Here is a 19000-nt window from a genome sequence, read left to right as displayed (position 1 = left end):
CCGCGAGACCCTCGCCGGCTTTCAGGTCCACAGGCACTCATGGTTGCTGCGCCGCTCTATTTTGGCCCTCGCATCTCGCTTTTCTATGCCGGCTATTTCTTCATCGGCGGCCTGATGACGCCGTTCTTTCCGGTCTGGCTGCATCTGCGCGGGCTGACGCCGGAGCAGATCGGCGTGTGCCTGGCGCTGCCGCTGGCGGCGCGCCTGCTGTTCATGCCGCTTGGCAGCGCCTTCGCCGACCGTGCGCCGAACCGCCGCTTCGCGGTCATCATCTTCGCGCTGCTCGGGCTGCTCTTCTTTATTCCGGCCACGATGGTCGGCGGCTACTGGCCGATCCTGATCCTGACCGGCATCGCGACGGCGACCGTCGGCCTGACCATGCCGGCGATCGACGCGCTGGCGCTGACGGGCGTGCGCCGCTTCGGGCTCGACTATGGCAAGATGCGCGTCTGGGGCTCGATCAGCTTCATCGTGGTGAGCCTCGCCGGTGGCGTGGTGTTCGGGCATTTTGGCCCCGGCGTGCTCTCCCCCATGCTGATCGGCGGCTATGTCGTCGCGGCGCTGTCCGCCTTCCTCCTACCGGTCACGCCGCCCGACATCCGCGCCGCCGATGACGCGGCCAAGCCGGAGGCGGTTTCGGCGCGCTCGATCCTGACCAGCCGAAGCTTCCTCGTCGTGATCGCCTCGTCCGCGATTATCACGGCGACCCATGCCGTCTTCTACAGTTTCGGCACCATCCAGTGGGAGAAGCTCGGTTTCAGTGGCGCCGAGATCGGCGTGCTGTGGTCCTCGGGCGTCGTCGCCGAAATCGGCATGTTCGCCCTTTCGGGCAGGGCGCTGCGCAAGATCGCGCCCGAGCGGCTGATCCTGCTCGGCGCCATCGCGGCGATCGTCCGGTGGTCGCTGTTTCCGCTGGCGACCGGGATCTGGTTCTCGCTGGCGCTGCAGATGCTGCACGCCCTGACCTTCGCGGCCGTCTATGCCGGCATGCAGCTGGCGATCGCCCGCGACGTGCCGGAAGAGATGACGGCCTCGGCGCAGGGGATCTGGCAGACGACGTCGGGCCTGGCGCTGGCGCTGGCAACCCTGCTGGCAGGGCCGCTCTACGGCCATCTCGGCGCGGCTGCGTTCCCGGTGATGACGATTGGTGGCGTCATCGCCGTGATCGTGCTGATGCTGCCCAAGGCGCGGCGGGTCAGCCCCACAACGCCGGGGACGGCGGGCTGACCAGGCTTCCCTCGTAGACGAGACCCGGCGACCGGTCGCGGGCCAGCAGCAGCGGTCCGTCGAGATCGACGAAGGCCGCGTCCTGCGCCAGAAGCACCGCCGGCGCCATGGCGAGCGAGGTGCCGACCATGCAGCCCACCATCAGCGCAAAGCCATGCGACTCTGCGGCGGCGTGAAGCAGCAGCGCCTCGGTCAGGCCGCCGGTCTTGTCGAGCTTGATGTTGATCGCGTCATAGCGCCCGGCAAGATGGCCGAGATCGTCGGCGACATGCAGGCTCTCATCGGCGCAGACCGCGACGGGGCGGTCGGCATGTTCGAGCCAATCGTCCTGGCCGGCCGGCAGCGGCTGTTCGATCAACTCGACGCCGGCCTCGACGCAGGCGCGCATGTTGGCGTCGAAATTGTCGCGCGACCACGCCTCGTTGGCGTCGACGATGATCCGGCTCGTGGGCGCGCCGCGCCGCACCGCGACGATTCGTTCGCGGTCGCCGTCGCCGCCGAGCTTCACCTTGAGGAGAGGGCGGTGCGCGGCGACCCGCGCCGCCTGCTCCATGCTTTCGGGCGTACCGAGGCTCAGCGTGTACGCCGTGACAAGTGCCTTCGGCGTGGAAAGCCCCAGCCGTTCCGCGACGGGCACGCCGCTTTGCTTGGCTTCGAGATCCCAGAGCGCGCAATCGATCGCATTGCGGGCCGCGCCCGGCGGCATGGTCCCGCGCAATGTTTCGCGGTCCGGCTGGGCGGCGTAGGTCGACAGGGCTTCACGCAGGGTTGCCACCACGCCCTCGACCGTCTCGCCATAGCGGGCATAGGGCACGCATTCGCCGCGTCCGGTCGCGCTGCCCTCGGAAAGCGTGACGACCACGACATGCGCTTCGGTGCGCGCGCCGCGGGAGATGACGAAGCTGCCGGCGATCGGCCAGCTTTCGACCTCGACGGAAAAGGAAAACGTCATGGGCGCGGAAAGTCCTGCTGGATGCGGTCGACGATGGGCTGGACGCCGGTGCGGATCGGGTCGACGGCGGGAATGCCATGCTGCGTCGCCACCGCGTCGAGCGTGGCGCGCGCCGCTTCGTCGTCGAGCGCCTGGGTATTGATGGCGATGCCGACGCAACGGATCGCCGGGTTGGTCAGCCGGCCGCAGGCGACCGTGAGGTCGATGACCTCCTGGATCGAGGGCAGAGGATGCGCCACGCCGCGCATGGCGGTGCGCATCGGCTCGTGGCAGACGACGAAAGCGTCCGGCTGCGCCCCATGCAGCAGGCCGAGCGTCACGCCCGCGAAGGAGGGGTGGAACAGCGAGCCCTGCCCCTCGATCAGGTCCCAATGATCGGCATCCGCCTCCGGCGAGAGCCACTCGGCCGCGCCGGAGATGAAATCGGCGACGACGGCATCGATCGCGACGCCGCGGCCGGAGATGAACACGCCGGTCTGGCCCGTCGCGCGGAAGTCGGCATCCATGCCGGCCGCGCGCATGCCGCGTTCGAGCGCGAGCGCCGTGTATTTCTTGCCGACCGAGCAATCGGTGCCGACGGTCAGCAGGCGCAGGCCGCTCCGCTTCGTGCCCTTGCCGGTGGCGAAGGTCTGCGTCGTATGGCGCACATCATGCAACTGGCGGCCCGACCTCTCGGCAGCGGCGCGGATCGCCTCGACGTCGCGGAGGCGGGAGTGCAGTCCGGTCGCAACATCCAGGCCCGCCTCGAGCGCCTCGACGATCGAGGCAACCCAGTGATCGGGCAAGACACCGCCGGCATTGACCGCGCCGACGATCATTGTCCGCACCCCGGCATCGCGCGCCTCGGCGATCGTCATGTCGGGAATCTCGGCATCAGCCCGGCAGCCGGCGAGTCGCAATTGCCCCTTGCACCATTCCGGCCGCCAATCGACGATGCCGAGCGCTGTTTTGGCCGCCAGAGCGTCAGGAACGTCACCCAAAAACAACAGGTAGGGTGTTGCGATCTCCATCCTGACATCCTTTCCGGCCAAGGGCTTGCCCCGGCTTCCTTGCTTGTGCGATCACCATCCCGTGACGGGAGCTTAGGAGGCGCCCGGCGGCGCCACAAGGCCGCCTGCGATCTCCATCCCGAATGCGGCTTCGAACGCGGAGCGGTCGTGGCAACGGCAACAGCGGCGCAACTGGATTTCTCGGATGCCGATGGGCAGGCTCGGTTACGGGCGGTGGGCTCGTGGACCGTGCGCACCGTTGGCGGCCTCGAGGAATCCATCGACAAAGCGATCACCGATGTTTCCGGCGCGACGGTCATCGATCTCTCCGGCATCGACCATATCGACACGGCCGGCGCCTGGCTGCTCACGCGCCTCCAGCGCGGCCTGAGCGCCAAGGAGAGCGCCGTCTCCATGGAGGGCGCTTCCGAAAACGCCCAGCGGCTGCTGGACGCACTCAGTCCGACGGAGCGCGAGCTTCCGCCATCGCCGCCGCAGATCGGCGTCGCGCATGAAATGGTCGAGGCCGTCGGCCGGACCATGTATCTTTCCTGGCAGGACTTCCTCGCCGGCCTCAACATTCTCGGCGGCGTCACCCGCGGCTTCGTCAAGGCTGTGCGCCATCCCGCGCGGTTCCGCATCACGTCGATCGTCTTCCATATCGATCGCACCGGGCTGCGCGCCGTTCCGATCATCACGCTGATGTCGCTTCTGATCGGCGCGATCATCGCGCAGCAGAGCGCCTTCCAGCTGCGGGCGTTCGGCGCGGAGATCTTCTCCGTCGACCTGGTCGCCATCCTGGTGTTGCGCGAAATCGGCGTTCTGCTGACGGCGATCATGATCGCCGGCCGTTCCGGCAGCGCCATCACGGCCGAAATCGGCTCGATGAAGATGCGTGAAGAGATCGACGCGCTCAGCGTCATCGGCGTCGATCCGGTCGAAGTGCTGATCATGCCGCGCATCTTCGCGCTGATCCTCGCTCTGCCGATGCTCGTCTTCCTGGCCGATATCGCGGCGCTTGTCGGTGGTGGCCTCGTTAGCTGGGTCTATATCGGCATCACGCCCGGCGCCTTCATCGATCGCGTGCGGGACGCCGTGGCGCTCAACACCCTGTTCGTCGGTTTGATCAAGGCGCCGTTCATGGCGCTGATCATCGGCATCATCGCGGCCTCAGAGGGACTGAGCGTGCGCGGCAGCGCGGCCTCTCTCGGCCAGCACACGACCGCTTCTGTCGTGAAGGCGATCTTCATGGTGATCGTCGTCGACGGTCTCTTCGCGCTCTACTTCGCTGCGGTGAATTACTGATCATGGCTGAAGCGTTGACCGGCCATGGCAGGGAGAAGGAAGTCGTCATCCGGGGGCGGGGCATCACCGTCGGATTCGGCGACCGGCTGATCCTGGAAAATCTCGACATCGACGTCTATCGCGGCGAAATCCTGGGAGTCGTCGGCGCATCCGGCACCGGCAAGTCGGTTCTGCTGCGCACGATCCTCGGGCTGCAGTCGAAGCGCGCGGGCTCGGTCGAGATCCTCGGTACGCCCTATGACGATGCCGATCCCGAAACGCGCGCCTCGATCGACCGGCGTCTCGGCGTGCTGTTCCAGCAGGGGGCGCTGTTCTCGTCGCTGACCGTGCTTCAGAACGTCGAATTCCCGATGCGCGAGCACCTTCATCTTTCGCAGCGCCTGATGGACGAACTGGCCCGCGTGAAGATCGACCTGGTCGGCCTTGCGCCGGAAGCGGCGGACCGCCTGCCGGCAGAGCTTTCCGGCGGCATGATCAAGCGCGCCAGCCTGGCGCGGGCGCTGGCGATGGATCCGGCCATCGTGTTCCTCGACGAGCCGACCTCGGGCCTCGATCCGATCGGCGCCGCCGAGTTCGACGAACTGATCGCCACCCTGCGCGATACTTTGGGGCTGACGGTGTTCATGGTAACCCATGACCTCGACAGCCTGCACACCGTCTGCGACAGAATCGCGGTATTGGGCGAACGTCATGTGCTGATCGAGGGAACCATGCAGGATATGCTGGATTTCGATGATCCCTGGGTACAGAAATATTTCCGCGGCGTGCGTGCACGTCGCGTGGAGAACGAAGCTTAATGGAAACGCGCGCCAACTATGCAACGATCGGACTGTTCACGCTGGGCGTGATCGTTGCTTGTTTCGTCTTCATCTACTGGCTTGCGCGTTATGACGAGAGCGGCATCCGCAAGCCGTTGCGCATCCTCATTCCCGGATCCGTGGCTGGCCTGGCTCCCGGCAGCCAGGTTCTCTTCAACGGCATCAAGGTCGGCGAAGTGAACACGCTCCGGATCAATCCGGAAGATCCGAACCAGGTCGAGGCGATGGTCGCCGTCGACCCGAACCAGCCGATCAAGGCCGACACCAAGGCTTCGTTGGGCATCCAGGGCCTGACGGGCATCGCTTATATCGAGCTCAAGGGCGGCTCGGGAACGCTTCCCAACCTGCTGGACCAGCAGGGGATTCCGACCTTGAACGCCCAGGGTTCGGGCCTGCAGGACCTGATCGCCAGCGCCCAGGAACTGGTCGCCAAGGTCAATACGGCCGTCGACCGGGTGAACGGCTTCATCGATACGTCGGAGCCGGCGCTGACCAGCTCGGTCAAGAACATCCAGACCTTTACCGACGCGCTCGCCGCGAACTCGGAAGGCGTCAAGGAATTCATGAGCAATTTCGGCGACCTGTCCAAGCGGATCGGCTCGCTGTCGGAAAGCCTGAGCGGCGTCGTCGGCAAGGCCGACAAGATCATCTCGGCGATCGACCCGACCAAGGTCGCCGATACGCTTGGCAACATCGACAAGGTGACCGCAAGGCTCTCCGCCTCAGCGGACAACATCCCTCAGATCGTTGATAACGTGAAGCAGATCTCCGAGCAGCTTGAAAAGGCGCTGGACGGGGCGCAGCAGATCATCGCGGCGATCCAGGTCGAGGCCGTCAAGAGCACGATCAACGACATCGCCACGGTCGCACGGCGCGTCCAGACCGCCACGGTCGACGTGAACAAGATCGTCGCGGATGCCGGCCAGACGGTCGCGGACGCCAAGTCCTTTGTCGCCAACATCAAGACCAAGCAGCCCGACATCGACGTGATCGTCGACAATACGCGCGACATGGTCCAGAAGCTGAACGCCGCCTCGACCCGGATCGACGGCATCCTCGGAAAGGTCCAGGATCTCGTCACCGACCCGAACGGCAAGAATTTCTTCGCCGAGGCCACGGCCGCCGCCGCCGCGATCCGCAAGGTCGCGGAAGCCTTCTCCGGCAAGGCGGGCCAGATCGCCGACAACCTCGCAAGCTTCTCCGGTCAGGGCCTTCGCAATGTCGATGGGCTGGTCGATCAGCTCCGCCGCACGACGACCCGCTTCGACTCGACGCTGAACTCGATCCAGAGCAATCCGCAGCGACTGATTTTCGGCAACCCGGGCGTACAGGACTACAATCGCAAATGACTGGGATACGACAAGCCATGCGTTCTGTGCGTCTATCCCTGCCTGCGGGGACCGTTTCGATGCTCCTCGCCGCCACGCTGCTCTCGGGCTGCGTCGGCAAGCTGCTGACCGCGCCGCCGCCGGCCACCTATGACCTGGCCGGCGTCGAATCGGCGCCCTCCGTCAAGCGGCGGACCTCGGCGCAGGTTCTGGTGCCGGAGCCCTTCGCGCTGCAGACGCTGGCGAGCCAGCGCATCGTCGTCACGCGCGGTCCGCTCGTCGCCTATTATCCCAACGCCCAGTATCCGGACACGCTGCCGCGCCTGGTACAGAGCCGGGTGATTCAGGCGTTCGAGAAGTCGAAGGGCGTCCGCGCCATCGGCCGGCCGGGCGAGGGGCTGTCGATCGACTACCAGCTGCTCACCAACATCCGCACCTTCGCCTTCGACGTGACGCCGTCGGGCCGATTCGCCGAGATCGAGATCTTCACGCAGATCATGAACGATCGCACCGGCAAGGTCGTCGAGGCCAAGCTGTTCAAGGCCTCGGTGCCGGTCGCCGAAGATACGGCGCCGGCCGCCGTGACCGGCCTCAACGCGGCGCTGGACCAGGTGCTGGTCGAGATGGTCGCCTGGGCCGTTCCGCGCCTCTAAGGCTGCTGAGCTTCACAGCCCCAACGCCACCCCTTTGCCATAAGCGGGCGAGGGGGGCGTCTGATCGCGGCCTGTCGGCGATAGTTATGCAGCCGGCCGGGAGATGGTCTCACACCGGCACTGTATAGGCCTGCCACTGACGACACGATCGCGAGCGCGCCACAGGCTGCGCCATTAAGCGCTGTGCCGTAACCCGGCACCTCGGAACCAACTTCGAAATATCTGGATACAAAAAAGCCGCCGCGCGGCTGGCGCGGGCGGCAGGCTGTTTGTCGGCCGGGTGACGGGCGTCCTGCGCTGATCGTACCACCATGCCGCCGTAAGCCCGGCGGCATGGATGGATGCCGCCTGGCGGCATCCGGATGGATCAGGAAGAGGACGAGGTCGGCAGGCGGACCGGGCGCAGCAGGAACTGCGGCACGTGATCGCCCAGACCGATCACCTTGTCGTCCGGCTCGTTCCGGTCGCGGCGATCATGACGGGGACGGTCGCGTTGATCCCGCTGATCGCGGTCGCGGCGCGGCGATTCCGGCTGCTGGCGAACCGCTTCCTGCTGGCGCGGTGCCTCCGGCTGGCGGGGCGCTGCGTCGGGCTGGCGCGGTGCGGGCTGCTGCTGGCGGCGCGGTGCCTCCGGCTCTGCCTTCTGCGGCGCGGCCTCGGGGGCTGCGGCCTCAGCGGCGACCGGCTGGGCCTCCGTCGCTTCTTCAGCCGATTTCTCGACCTGGCGGGCGACGCTCGAACGCGATGCGCGCGGCTTGCGCTCGCGCTCGCCGCTGCGCGGCTCGTCGCTCTTGCTGCGGCCACGGCCGCGGCCAGCGGCGGGTGCCGCCGCTTCGTCCGCCGCCACAGGCTCGCCGATCCACTCGACGCCATCGCCGGTCAGCTTGTCGATCGCGGAAAGATATTTCTGGTCCGACGGAGCGACGAGGGTGATGGCGGTGCCCGAACGTCCGGCGCGGCCGGTACGGCCGATGCGGTGGACATAGTCGTCCGCATGGGTCGGGATGTCGAAATTGAAAACGTGGCTGACATCGGGGATGTCGAGGCCGCGCGCCGCGACGTCGCTGGCGACCAGCAGCGTCAGGCGGTTGTTCTTGAATGCGTCCAGCGTCGCCATGCGGGCGCGCTGATCCATGTCGCCATGCAGCGCGCCGACCGAGAAGCCATGCTTCTCCAGCGAGCGGGCGAGGACGGCGACGTCGCGCTTGCGATTGCAGAAGATGATTGCGTTCTTCAGGTCGACCGCGTTGCGGATCAGCTCGCGCAGCGTCTCACGCTTGTCGAAGGCCTCGCGGCCCGTATGCACGAAGAGCTGCTTCACGGTCTTCGCCGTGGTCGCGGGCTTGGCGACCTCGATGCGGATCGGGTTGGACAGGAACGTGTCAGCGAGGCGCTGGATTTCCGACGGCATGGTTGCCGAGAAGAACAGCGTCTGACGCGTGAAGGGGATCAGCTTGGCGATGCGCTCGATATCGGGAATGAAGCCCATGTCGAGCATGCGATCGGCCTCGTCGATGACGAGGATCTCGACGCCGGTCATCAGAAGCTTGCCGCGCTCGCAATGGTCGAGCAGGCGGCCCGGCGTGGCGATCAGAACGTCGACGCCGCGATCGAGCTTCTTTTCCTGGTCGTTGAACGAGACGCCGCCAATCAGGAGGGCGACGTTCAGCTTGTGGTTTTGGCCGTAGTTGTTGAAGTTTTCCTCAACCTGCGCTGCCAGTTCGCGGGTCGGTTCGAGGATCAGCGTGCGGGGCATGCGCGCACGAGCGCGGCCCTGCTCCAGCAGCGTGATCATCGGAAGCGTGAAAGATGCTGTCTTGCCGGTGCCGGTCTGGGCGATTCCCAGGACGTCACGCCGTGCGAGCACATGCGGGATGGCCTCTGCCTGGATCGGCGTCGGCGTGGTGTATCCGCTTGCCTCAACGGCAGCCAACACTTTCGGGCTCAGTCCGAGCGTAGAGAAGGTCATGTTTTGAAAAGGGGCCCAAAGCCCGATGGGACGGCAAACAGGCGCATCGCCATCGATGAAAGATGCACGCAAATACGAGATTTTGCGTGGTCTTGTCAATTGTTTCGCGAAGAGTGGCTGAATCCTGCCGCTTCTGGCGGCCGGATTTTAGTTGCTGGCCGGTCCGAAACGATAGTTCTCATCGTCGCCGATGAAGAGTTCATAGCTCTCCTTGGCGTCGCCGGCAGCCGGATCGACCAGCTCCAGGAAAACGCTGAGACCGTCTGCATCCGTCTCGACGACGAAATCGCCGATGTTGCGCTTGAGGTCGACCATCTCCTTGATGTCGACATTGCGGGACACCGTTATCGCGCCGTCGGCGCCGCGCTCCAGCCACTGGACGAAGAGGCGCGCCGTCGGTCCCGCGCCGCTGCGGTCGATGACGATGCGATAGGTGCCCTTGTGGCCGTCCTTCTCCCAGGCGCCGACGGTGCGGACGTCCTGGATCGAGGGCGGCAGGGCGGCGATGCCGTCCGCGATCGGGTCGGCGCGGAGCGGAGCGGCGGCGGCCGCGGTGAGGATGCAGGCGGCGAGAAGCGTGCGAACGATCATCGGTGAACCTCCGTGGAGCGCGGCGCCGCTAGGGGCGAAGCCGCGTGGCGTCGACCGCTTCTATGGGCCGACTGGAATTCTGGGCGGTCGTCCGCTCAGATATCAAGTTCCTTCACGAACACGGCCCGCTCCTGGATGAAGCGGAAGCGTTCTTCCGGCCGGTTGCCCATCAATTGCTCGACGACATCCTGGGTAACGGAAATGTCGCCGTCCGTGATGCCGACCCGAAGCAGGGTGCGCTTAGAGGGCTCCATGGTCGTCTCCTTGAGCTGGCCCGGCAGCATCTCGCCAAGGCCCTTGAACCGGCCGATTTCGACCTTGCCCTTGCCCTTGAACTCGGTGCCGAGCAGCTCTTCCTTGTGCTTGTCGTCGCGCGCGTAGAGCGTCTTGCCGCCCTGGCTGATGCGGTAGAGCGGCGGCACGGCGAGGTAGAGATGGCCCTTGTCGATCATCTCCGGCATCTCGCGATAGAAGAAGGTGATCAGCAGCGAGGCGATATGGGCGCCGTCGACGTCGGCGTCGGTCATGATGATGACCTTGTCGTAGCGAAGGTCATCGTCGCGATAATGGTTCCGCGCGCCGACGCCCAGCGCCTGCATCAGGTCGGTGAGCTGCTGGTTCTGCGCCAGCTTCTCGCGGCCGGCATTGGCGACGTTGAGGATCTTGCCGCGCAGCGGCAGGACCGCCTGGCTGGCGCGGTTGCGCGCCTGCTTGGCGGAGCCGCCTGCCGAGTCGCCCTCGACGATGAAGATCTCGCTGCCCTGGGCGGCCGTCTGGCTGCAATCGGCCAGCTTGCCCGGCAGACGAAGCTTGCGCACTGCCGACTTGCGGTTGACTTCCTTTTCCTGGCGGCGGCGCAGGCGCTCCTCGGCGCGCTCGATCACCCAGTCGAGCAGGCGCGAGGCTTCCTGTGGGGCTGCGGTCAGCCAATGGTCGAACGGGTCGCCGATCGCCTTCTCGACGATGCGGGTCGCCTCGGCGGTCGAAAGCTTGTCCTTGGTCTGGCCGACGAATTCCGGCTCGCGCACGAAGACCGACAGCATCGCCGCGCAGGACGTCATCACGTCCTCGGCGGTGATGGCGGAGGCGCGCTTGTTGCCGGATAGCTCAGCATAGGATTTGAGGCCGCGGAGCAGGGCCATGCGCAGGCCCTGTTCATGCGTGCCGCCCTCGGCCGTCGGAATGGTGTTGCAGTAGGAGCGGACGAAGCCATCGCCCGGATACCAGGCGATCGCCCATTCCGCCGCGCCATGGCCGCTGGCCTTGTCGGTGCGGCCGGCGAAAATCTGGCTGGTGACCATCTTCTCATTGCCGAGCTCGGCCGCCAGGAAGTCCTTGAGACCGGCCGGAAAATGGAACACCGCAGTCGTGGGCGTCGCGGCGTCGGGCTTGATCAGCTCCGGCGCGCAGGTCCAGCGGATCTCGACGCCGCCGAACAGATAGGCCTTGGACCGCGTCATGGCGAACAGGCGCTCGGGGCGGAAGTGCGCGCCGACGCCGAAGATCTGCTCGTCCGGCTTGAAGCGGGTCTTGGTGCCGCGACGGTTGTGAACCTCGCCGACCGCCTCGAGCTTCGAGGTCGCGTGGCCGCGCGAGAAGGTCTGGCGATACAGGCGCTTGCCGCGCGCGACCTCGACCTCGAGGATTTCGGAGAGCGCGTTCACGACGGAGATGCCGACGCCATGCAGGCCGCCGGAGGTCTCGTAGACCTTCGAATCGAACTTTCCGCCCGAATGCAGCGTCGTCATGATGACTTCGAGCGCGGACTTGTCCTTGAACTTCGGATGCGGGTCGACCGGAATGCCGCGCCCATTGTCGGTGACGGTGACGCTGCCATCGGCGGAGAGCTCGACATCGATGAAGGTCGCATGGCCGGCGACGGCCTCGTCCATCGAGTTGTCGATCACCTCGGCGAAGAGATGGTGCAGGGCCTTTTCGTCGGTGCCGCCAATATACATGCCGGGCCGGCGCCGCACCGGCTCCAGCCCTTCGAGGACTTCGATGTCGGCTGCCGAATAGCTCGCCTCCGCGCTAGGCGTCGGCGATGCCGACCGCCGCGGGGCGGCGGGTGCCTCGCGCAGGGCGGTTTCGGGCTTGATCACGCGTGCGGTCGCACCGGATCCGAAAAGGTCGTCGGTCTCTGCCATGGTCATCCGTAACTGTGTGGCCGTTGCAATGGCTTGGTCGAGGCGGCGAATCAAGACGGAATTTTGCCACGCCCGGCGGTAGGACGCGAGTGTGTTCCTTGTTTGTTCGATTCAGCGCCCTTTGTGCCCCAGCGTCGGCGCGGCGAGCGTCCCGACACCCGTTTAGCGAGTCCGGTGGCCGGGCCACGATTCCATGTTGCGGGCGAGCAACAGTGCATTCGCAACTCGCCGCGTGTAGGTGCTGGTCGCCCCAATTGCCGCCTTTCAGCCATAAAGTGGAACGACCGTCCTCCTCATCCGGGGGCGGATAGGACAAACCTTGCGTATTGTCGGTACAAATTCTCATTGGTCTTCAGGGGTACACGTAGCTGTGATGGCGCGAACAGTAGAACGCAGCTGCAACGGCCTCGGAATCGCCCGAAACCAGTCCCATATTTGGGAAAATCCAACTCGCCGCGTCTTCGCGGCACAAATCGGTAACTTCGCTCCGGCGACCCTGGCGGCCATTCGGTCGGCGGCGGGCGCGAGCGTCAGGAATGGTGTGGCGTGCAATGCGAATTTGTAACGCGTTCGGCGGCGTCGCCCTCTTTGGGATCAGTGTGCTTGCCGGTCTTGGCGCGTGGTCGGGTCAGGCCTGGGCGCTGGATGCTCGGACCCTGGACCGCAATGCGACTCCGGTCGAGGCGTTCCGTTTCGGTTTCAACGCCTACAAGCAGGGTGACAAGACCACCGCGGTCGAAGCGCTGACCTTCGCAGCCGACAAGGGTCATGCCGTCGCCCAGTGGAAGCTGGGCCGCATGTATGCCGAGGGCGACGGCCTCACCAAGGACGACATGAAGGCGTTCGAGCTGTTCAGCGAGATCGCCGACGCCCATGCCGACGACAACCCGGATGCGCCTTCCGCGCGCTTCGTCTCCAATGCCTTCGTCGCGCTCGGCTCCTATTATCGCGACGGCATCCCCAACAGCACCGTGCAGCCCGATTTCAGCCGCGCCCGCCAGATGTTCTCCTATGCGGCATCCTATTTTGGCGACTCGGACGCGCAGCTCAATCTGGCGCGGATGTATTACGAGGGCGAGGGCGGCGAGCGCGACCCGCGCCAGGCCGCTCGCTGGGCCAAGTTGGCGGCCGACAAGGGCAATGTCGGCGCCCAGGCGCTGCTTGGTCACATGCTGTTCGAAGGCGATGGCGTGAAGCGCCAGCCGGTCGTCGGGCTGATGTTCCTGACCATCGCGCGGGATCGGTCCGGTCCCAGCGATCCCTGGATCCTGAAACTGCAGGAACAGGCCTTCTCGGTCGCGACCGAGACGGAGCGCCGTACGGCCCTTGCGATGGCCGACGACTGGATCGGCAAGAATCCGCAAACGGTCCAGTAGCGGGCCTCCGCGCTGACATTCGCGCAACACACGCTATCTCCCTGATCGCCCCGGCAAGCTTGCCGGGGATGAAGACGCCGGATTGCTTGCGAGATGACCGCGAATGCGGTCAGGATTGCCTCCTGCAATCGTCTGTCGACCGGTTCGTCCCCAAGACGGGCCACCTGGACGGCGGGGAGGGAGAAGACATGAAAAGCAGCTCGGTTCAACGGGCCTGGTCGGGCTGGTTGTCTGGGTTGCGCCTTGGAAACGGGCGCCGGTTTCCGGCCGCGGGGGTGCCATGAGCGCCCTGCGCCTTTCCCTCCTTCCCGGCCTCGTGCTGGTCACCATCCTCACCGCCTGGGCCCTGATCAGCCAGGCGGGAGAGGTTCAATCCGACATCGGCACCCGCGTCGACAATCAACTCGCGCTCGACGGTCAGCCCTGGGCCTCGGCCAAGATCAGCGGCCGTACCGTCACCGTGATGGGGACGTCGCCGACCTTGCTGGCGCAGCGCCTCGCGGTCGAATCCGCCGAGCGCGTCTGGGGCGTCGGCCGCGTCATCGATGGAAGCGGCGTCATCCCGCTCCAGCCGTCCTATACTTGGTCGGCATCGCGCGACGGCGATCAGGTCCGGATCCTGGGCTTTGTCCCTTCCGAAGAGGCAAAGCTGGCGGTTCTGGCCGCCGCGAGCCGCGAAATGCCCGATCTCAAGATCGAGGACAATCTGGTGCTCTCGCGCGGCCAGCCCGTGGGCTTCCTGGTCCTGACCGACTTTGCTCTGAAGCGCCTCGCGGAACTGGCGAAGGGTCATGTCGCGCTGACCGGTTCCAGCCTGACCATCGACGGAACAGCCATCGACGAATCGCGCTTCGCCTCCGCGGCGCGCGCGATCTCGTCGACCGTTCCGGGCGGCGGCCAGTTGCGAAACGTCCGCGTCCTGCCGCCGCTCAGCAAGGCCTTCACCTGGACCGTCACCTATGACGGCAAGTCGATCGAGCAGACCGGTTATGTGCCCTCGGTGGCGGTGCGGCGCGCGATCGCGGATGCGCTCGCCGTGGCGCTGCCTGGCGTTCCCATGGTCGACGCGACCCAGCTTGCCTCGGGCGGGCCGGAAGGCTTCTCCTTCGCCGCCGTCTTCGCGGCCTATCAGCTGGCACGTTTCAGCTCCGGCACGCTATCGATCGATGGATCGCTGCTCTCGGTCGAGGGCAAGGCCAAGACCGTCGCCGATTATGAAATGGCGCTGGCCGAAATCGAGGCGCGCCGCAGCCGGCGTGCGATCGGGGTCGGCATTGGCTCGATCGACCTGCTGCCGGCGCGCGTGGATCCCTATGTCTGGCGCGCCGACAGGACCGGCGACAGCATCGTCCTGACGGGCTACGTGCCGTCCGTGGAGGCCCATGACGAGATCCTTGGCGCGGCGGCGCGGCTGTTCCCGGACCTGGCTGTCACCGATCATGTGCGCGTGGCCGATGGCGACCCGAAGATGGACTGGATCGGCGCCCTCAAATATGCGCTGGAACAGCTCGCCTCGCTGAGCAAGGGCTCCGTTTCCCTGACCGGCCGGCAATACGACATTGTCGGCGAGGCGGTCTCCACGACGGCCTATTCGAGCCTGACCGAAGCGCTGAAGAAGACGCTGCCGGCGAGCATGGAGCTTCGCCGGTCGGCGGTCTCGCCGGGCGCCGTCTCGCCCTTCGTCTTCGCGGCTGCCCGCGCGCCGGAGGCATTGCTGCTGAGCGGCTATGTGCCGACCGACGAGGTGGTGCAGAAGATCATCGCCTCGGCACGCCCGAAATTCGGGCCGGACCGGATCGAGCTGCGCCTGCTGCTGGCCGGCGGCGCGCCGGACGGCTTCGTCGAGGTCGTCGATGCCGGTTTGCAGGCGATCAGCCGGCTGCAGGGCGGCCGCTTCGATCTCGTCGACAACAAGCTCTCGCTATCCGGCATCGCCGTGTCCGAGGGCGCGCGCGGCGATATCGAGGCGACCGTCAAGGCCACGCTGCCGGAAGGCTTCGATCTCGCGCCCTCGCTGATGGTGGCGGTCGGCGGCGACCCGCTGTCCGGGCCGGAGTGCCAGGCGGCGTTGCGCGCGGAGAGCGACCGCGAGAAGGTCCAGTTCGATGGCGCAACCGCGCGCATCCTGCCCAGCAGCTTTGGGCTGCTCGACCGGATCGCCGCCGTCGTGCAGCGCTGCCCGGTCGCGACGGTCGAGATCGGCGCGCACACCGATTCCGCCGGCGGCACGCGCAAGAACCAGGCGCTCAGCGTCGAGCGGGCCAATGCCGTCGTCAACCATCTGGTGGCGGACGGCGTTCGGCGCGAGCGGCTCAATCCGGTCGGTTATGGCGGCAGCCGGCCGATCGCTTCGAACTCGAAGGCGGCTGGCCGCGCGCAGAACCGCCGGGATCGAATTTGGCATTGTCGGGCAATAGGGAGCGGATATGGCTTACGTGATCGTGCACTATCTGCCCTTCATGATTGCCGCCGGGGCGCTCGGTTTCCTGGTCGGCTGGTGGGCGACGGGATCGCGCCGGCGCCAGATCGTCGACCATTCCGGGGATGGGGGCGCCGCGTGATCCTTCATGCCGCCGAAGTCTGGGTGTCGCTTGCTGTGTGCTTCGCGCTGGGCGGGCTGCTCGGCTCCATCCTGCAGCGGGCGATCGCGCTGACGGCGCTCGGCAAGCCGCAGGCAACGCTCATTCGCGGGATCGATCGGGTGGTCCGCTGGCTGGATCGGCGCCTTCTGCCCTGGCGCGGCACCGTGCCGGCCGTGCTGCCGCAGACGGTGCCCGTGCCGCCGCCGGATTTCGGTCATGGGCTGGATGCCTCGATCGAGCCGGACGCGGGCGAGGCGGCCTCGCCGCGCTTCACGCACGCTCCGCCGCTCCAGCATGATGAGTTCGGATCTCTGGAGATGGCGCCGGCCGCGTCGCAGAAGCAGAACGAGGCCATCGCGCGCGGCGACGGCGCCGGCTTCCGGCCCCTGCCGCTGAGCGCGCCGCGGCACGGCCAGGCCGATCCGCTCTATCTCATCCAGGGAATCACCAAGCGCCATGCCAGCCGCCTGGCGCAGGTCGGCATCTTCCACTTCAGCCAGATCGCCTCGTGGACGCCGCAGGAGGTGGCCTGGATCGCCGCCTATCTCGGCGCCGGCGACGGGCCGGTCGAGAAGGACTGGGTCGGGCAGGCTGTCCATTTTGCCGGTGCCGATGAGCCGCTCGAGGTCCTGGCAAGGAAGGCGGCGGTCAAGCGCAAGACGGCGAAGAAGATGCCGGTTGGCGACCAGCCGCTCCGGCGGAAGGCGGGCGTCGAGCCGAAGCCGCGATCGCCAAAGCCCAAGCGCCGGAGCAAGCCGAAGAAGCCGGCGGAATCGGTCGCGGCAGCGGGCAAGGCGGAAGAGGGCGGCGAATAGCCGTCCCGTCACGGCTATTCGCGAGGGCGTCCGACATTCCGGTGCTGTGACGGTTCAGACGGCGGAGTGTGCCCCGCCGTCCTTCGATCAAGGCTAGCCGCGGCCACCGCGATTGAGGTCGCGGTTGATGACGAGGGCCGGCTCGCCCAGCCGGGCGCGGTAGACCTGCAGGTTTTCCATGCAACGCATCACGTAATTGCGCGTCTCGCTGAACGGGATCCGCTCGATCCAGTCGACCGCATCGACATTGGGATCGCGCGGGTCGCCATATTGCTGCACCCATTTCGAGACGCGGCTGCGGCCGGCGTTATAGGCCGCGAACGACATGATGTAGGAGCCGTTGAAGCCGCCGACGAGTTCGGCCAGATGCGCCGCGCCGATGGTGGCGTTGTAGCCGGCATCGGTCGTGAGGCGATCGAGCGAATAGGGCATGCCAGCCGCCTTGGCGACGACCTTGGCCGTGGCCGGCATCAGCTGCAGCAGGCCGCGAGCGCCGGCATGGCTGACGGCGCTCGGATTGAACGCGCTTTCCTGCCGGGCGATGGCATAGACGATCGACTTCTCGATGCTGGTGGTCTTGACCGAGCGCGGGATCGCGGCGGTCGGGAAGGCCAGGGTCTCGACCGGCAGGCCGCGCACATAGGCCTTCTTGCCGACCTGGAGCGCGAGCTGATGGTCGCCGCGCTTCTCGGCCATCTGGGCGAGCAGGGCGACTTCGGTCGGGTTGGTCAGCGTGTCGGCCAGCCGGACATAGAACTGCCGGGCGCGGTCCGCATAGCCGGCGGCGGCGAGGCGTTGGGCGGCCTGCACCATCGGGCGGGAGTTGAAGCGCTGCCGCGTGGCGCTGTCGGACGCCCGCGGCGACGACAGGGTGAGCTGCTTCATGCCGAGCTTCGCCGAGGCGAGCTGGCCGTAGAAGGTGGTGGGATAGGCGGCGGCGAGGCGGTACTGCGCCTGAGCCTCGCCCCGTTCGCCCATCGCCTCGGCGGTCCGGCCAAGCCAATATTCGGCGCGCGACTGGCTGAGCGGCATGGTCGAGGCGGCCTGGATCGCCTGGAAATGGCGTCGGGCAACGGCCGGGTTATTCAGGAAGCGCAGCGCATACCAGCCGGCATGGAACTCGGCGTCGGCCTGGTTGGTGCTCGATTCCGCGGCGTGCTCTGCCACCAGCTTGTAGGCAAGCTTCGGGTTGCCGAGGTCCAGCAGCTCGCGCGACAGCACGCGCCGCTCGATCCACCACGCATCCGGGTCGACCAGCGAGGCGCCGTCACGAGGCGCGGTCAGCATCAGGGCCGCAGCCTCCTGGTACTTCTCGCTGCGACGCAGATACTGCACCTTCGAATAGATGTAGCCCGGATCCTTCTTGAGGCGGGCAGGGACCTTCGCCAGGAGGTCGGCCGTGTTCTTGGACTTGCGGATGACGGCGGCGCGGGCGGCAGCCAGCTGGCGCTGATCAGCGCTGAGTAGCTTGGAAACGGCGAGCCCTTCATCGGCATCATTGTCGTAGAAGAACTTGTCCATCCGCGCCTTGTGGTCGGCGGCGGTCAGGAGCGAGCCGAACTCCGAGAGAAGCGTGGCCTCGGTGCTCTGCGAGAAGGAATCCTTGCGCCATTTCGGGCGGATCAGCGCGGCGGCGTCGCTCGTGCGGCCGGCGCTCACATAGGCGCGCGCCAGCAGCAACATGCCCTCGTCCGAGCCGGGCTTGGTGCCGCCGAAGGCGGAGATGACGGTGGCGGGGTCTGCCTTCATGCGCAGGAGCGCCTGCTCGGCACGGCGGCGCAGCAGCGCCTGTCCCGGCCAGTCGGGCAAGTCGAGCGTCACCTGGGTGATCTGAGAGACCGAGACATCGGGGCTGCCGCTCTGCGCCACCAGCCAGGCGACGATGCTCTGGTTGGTGCGGTCGGGCATCATCCGGGCCAGCGCTTGAGCCTTGCCGATCTGTCCGCTGTCGATAAGCTTCAGCGCGGCCTCGAGGCCCAGCTGATTGGGCGAGAAACTCTCGACCAGGTCATTGGCCTGCGAGGCGACCCCTGCCTTGGCGGGACGCGCGGGCCGGGCGACGGGGGTGATGCCAGCCGTGGTGAGATCGTCCGACGCGACGGTCGAACCGCGGCTCGGATTGGTCCGCGGGACGGGCGTCGATTGGGCCAGGGCGTCGCCAACGATCCCGAGGCTGATCAGCGCGCAAGCGGCGACCTGCGTCAGCATTCCGATGCGACGTTGCAAGCTGCGGTCCGCTTTCACGATC

Annotated in this window: 13 protein-coding genes; 7 read left to right on the top strand and 6 right to left on the bottom strand. The window is 66.7% G+C overall.

Annotated features, from left to right (window positions below; genetic code table 11):
- The first annotated feature begins 39 nt into the window (after positions 1–39).
- On the top strand, positions 40–1227 hold the full coding sequence (locus ACHMWQ_RS16220; RefSeq protein ID WP_396308250.1) for an MFS transporter: 1188 nt from the start codon (positions 40–42) through the stop codon (positions 1225–1227).
- Here the strand turns inward: ACHMWQ_RS16220 and dgcA are convergent.
- The gene (dgcA, locus tag ACHMWQ_RS16215; RefSeq protein ID WP_396308249.1) at positions 1196–2179 is read right to left on the bottom strand and encodes an N-acetyl-D-Glu racemase DgcA; all 984 of its coding nucleotides are present in this window, start codon (positions 2177–2179) and stop codon (positions 1196–1198) included. The genes ACHMWQ_RS16220 and dgcA overlap by 32 nt on opposite strands.
- A complete protein-coding gene (dgcN, locus tag ACHMWQ_RS16210) occupies positions 2176–3189 on the bottom strand; it encodes an N-acetyltransferase DgcN (RefSeq protein WP_396308248.1) in 1014 nt (337 codons plus the stop codon). The genes dgcA and dgcN overlap by 4 nt, the downstream gene beginning before the upstream one ends.
- A 147-nt stretch (positions 3190–3336) precedes the next feature.
- Here dgcN and ACHMWQ_RS16205 point away from each other — a divergent pair, with 147 nt between their 5' ends.
- From ACHMWQ_RS16205 to ACHMWQ_RS16190, 4 genes are read left to right on the top strand one after another with little or no spacing between them, the layout of a single operon-like run.
- Positions 3337–4473 (top strand): MlaE family lipid ABC transporter permease subunit, encoded by a 1137-nt coding sequence (locus ACHMWQ_RS16205; protein WP_354549408.1) that lies wholly within the window; start codon positions 3337–3339, stop codon positions 4471–4473.
- 2 nt (positions 4474–4475) lie between these two features.
- Entirely contained in the window at positions 4476–5270 is a 795-nt protein-coding gene (locus ACHMWQ_RS16200) for an ABC transporter ATP-binding protein (RefSeq protein ID WP_354549406.1), read from the top strand.
- Positions 5270–6640: an MlaD family protein gene (locus ACHMWQ_RS16195; protein ID WP_396308247.1), complete on the top strand. Its 1371-nt coding sequence runs from the start codon at positions 5270–5272 to the stop codon at positions 6638–6640. The genes ACHMWQ_RS16200 and ACHMWQ_RS16195 overlap by 1 nt, the downstream gene beginning before the upstream one ends.
- A 59-nt stretch (positions 6641–6699) precedes the next feature.
- Complete coding sequence (locus ACHMWQ_RS16190; protein WP_396308246.1) at positions 6700–7272, top strand: ABC-type transport auxiliary lipoprotein family protein; 573 nt, start codon at positions 6700–6702, stop codon at positions 7270–7272.
- A 367-nt stretch (positions 7273–7639) separates the two neighbouring features.
- Here the strand turns inward: ACHMWQ_RS16190 and ACHMWQ_RS16185 are convergent, their stop codons facing one another.
- The 3 genes from ACHMWQ_RS16185 to parE form a co-directional block, all read right to left on the bottom strand.
- Positions 7640–9241, bottom strand: a complete 1602-nt coding sequence (locus ACHMWQ_RS16185; RefSeq protein WP_396308245.1) for a DEAD/DEAH box helicase — start codon at positions 9239–9241, stop codon at positions 7640–7642.
- Between the two features lie 147 nt (positions 9242–9388).
- A complete protein-coding gene (locus ACHMWQ_RS16180; RefSeq protein ID WP_396308244.1) occupies positions 9389–9832 on the bottom strand; it encodes a hypothetical protein in 444 nt (147 codons plus the stop codon).
- 95 nt (positions 9833–9927) lie between these two features.
- Positions 9928–11979: a DNA topoisomerase IV subunit B gene (gene parE, locus ACHMWQ_RS16175; protein WP_354549400.1), complete on the bottom strand. Its 2052-nt coding sequence runs from the start codon at positions 11977–11979 to the stop codon at positions 9928–9930.
- A gap of 551 nt (positions 11980–12530) precedes the next feature.
- Here parE and ACHMWQ_RS16170 point away from each other — a divergent pair.
- Both ACHMWQ_RS16170 and ACHMWQ_RS16165 read left to right on the top strand, forming a co-directional pair.
- Positions 12531–13355, top strand: coding sequence for a tetratricopeptide repeat protein (locus ACHMWQ_RS16170; protein ID WP_354549399.1), 825 nt, complete (start codon positions 12531–12533; stop codon positions 13353–13355).
- Between the two features lie 280 nt (positions 13356–13635).
- The gene (locus ACHMWQ_RS16165; protein ID WP_396308243.1) at positions 13636–16752 is read left to right on the top strand and encodes an OmpA family protein; all 3117 of its coding nucleotides are present in this window, start codon (positions 13636–13638) and stop codon (positions 16750–16752) included.
- A gap of 93 nt (positions 16753–16845) precedes the next feature.
- On the opposite strand, the gene ACHMWQ_RS16160 is transcribed toward ACHMWQ_RS16165, so the two are convergent.
- Positions 16846–18978 carry a transglycosylase SLT domain-containing protein gene (locus tag ACHMWQ_RS16160; RefSeq protein ID WP_396308242.1) on the bottom strand — a complete coding sequence of 711 codons (2133 nt, stop codon included), beginning with the start codon at positions 18976–18978 and terminating at the stop codon, positions 16846–16848.
- Between the last annotated feature and the right edge of the window lie 22 nt (positions 18979–19000).

Origin of the sequence: Kaistia sp. UC242_56 (assembly GCF_044452255.1) — a bacterium.
GTDB lineage: Bacteria > Pseudomonadota > Alphaproteobacteria > Rhizobiales > Kaistiaceae > Kaistia > Kaistia defluvii_A.
Note: the sequence above shows the minus strand (reverse complement) of the source record. Positions and strands in the feature narration are given on the sequence as shown.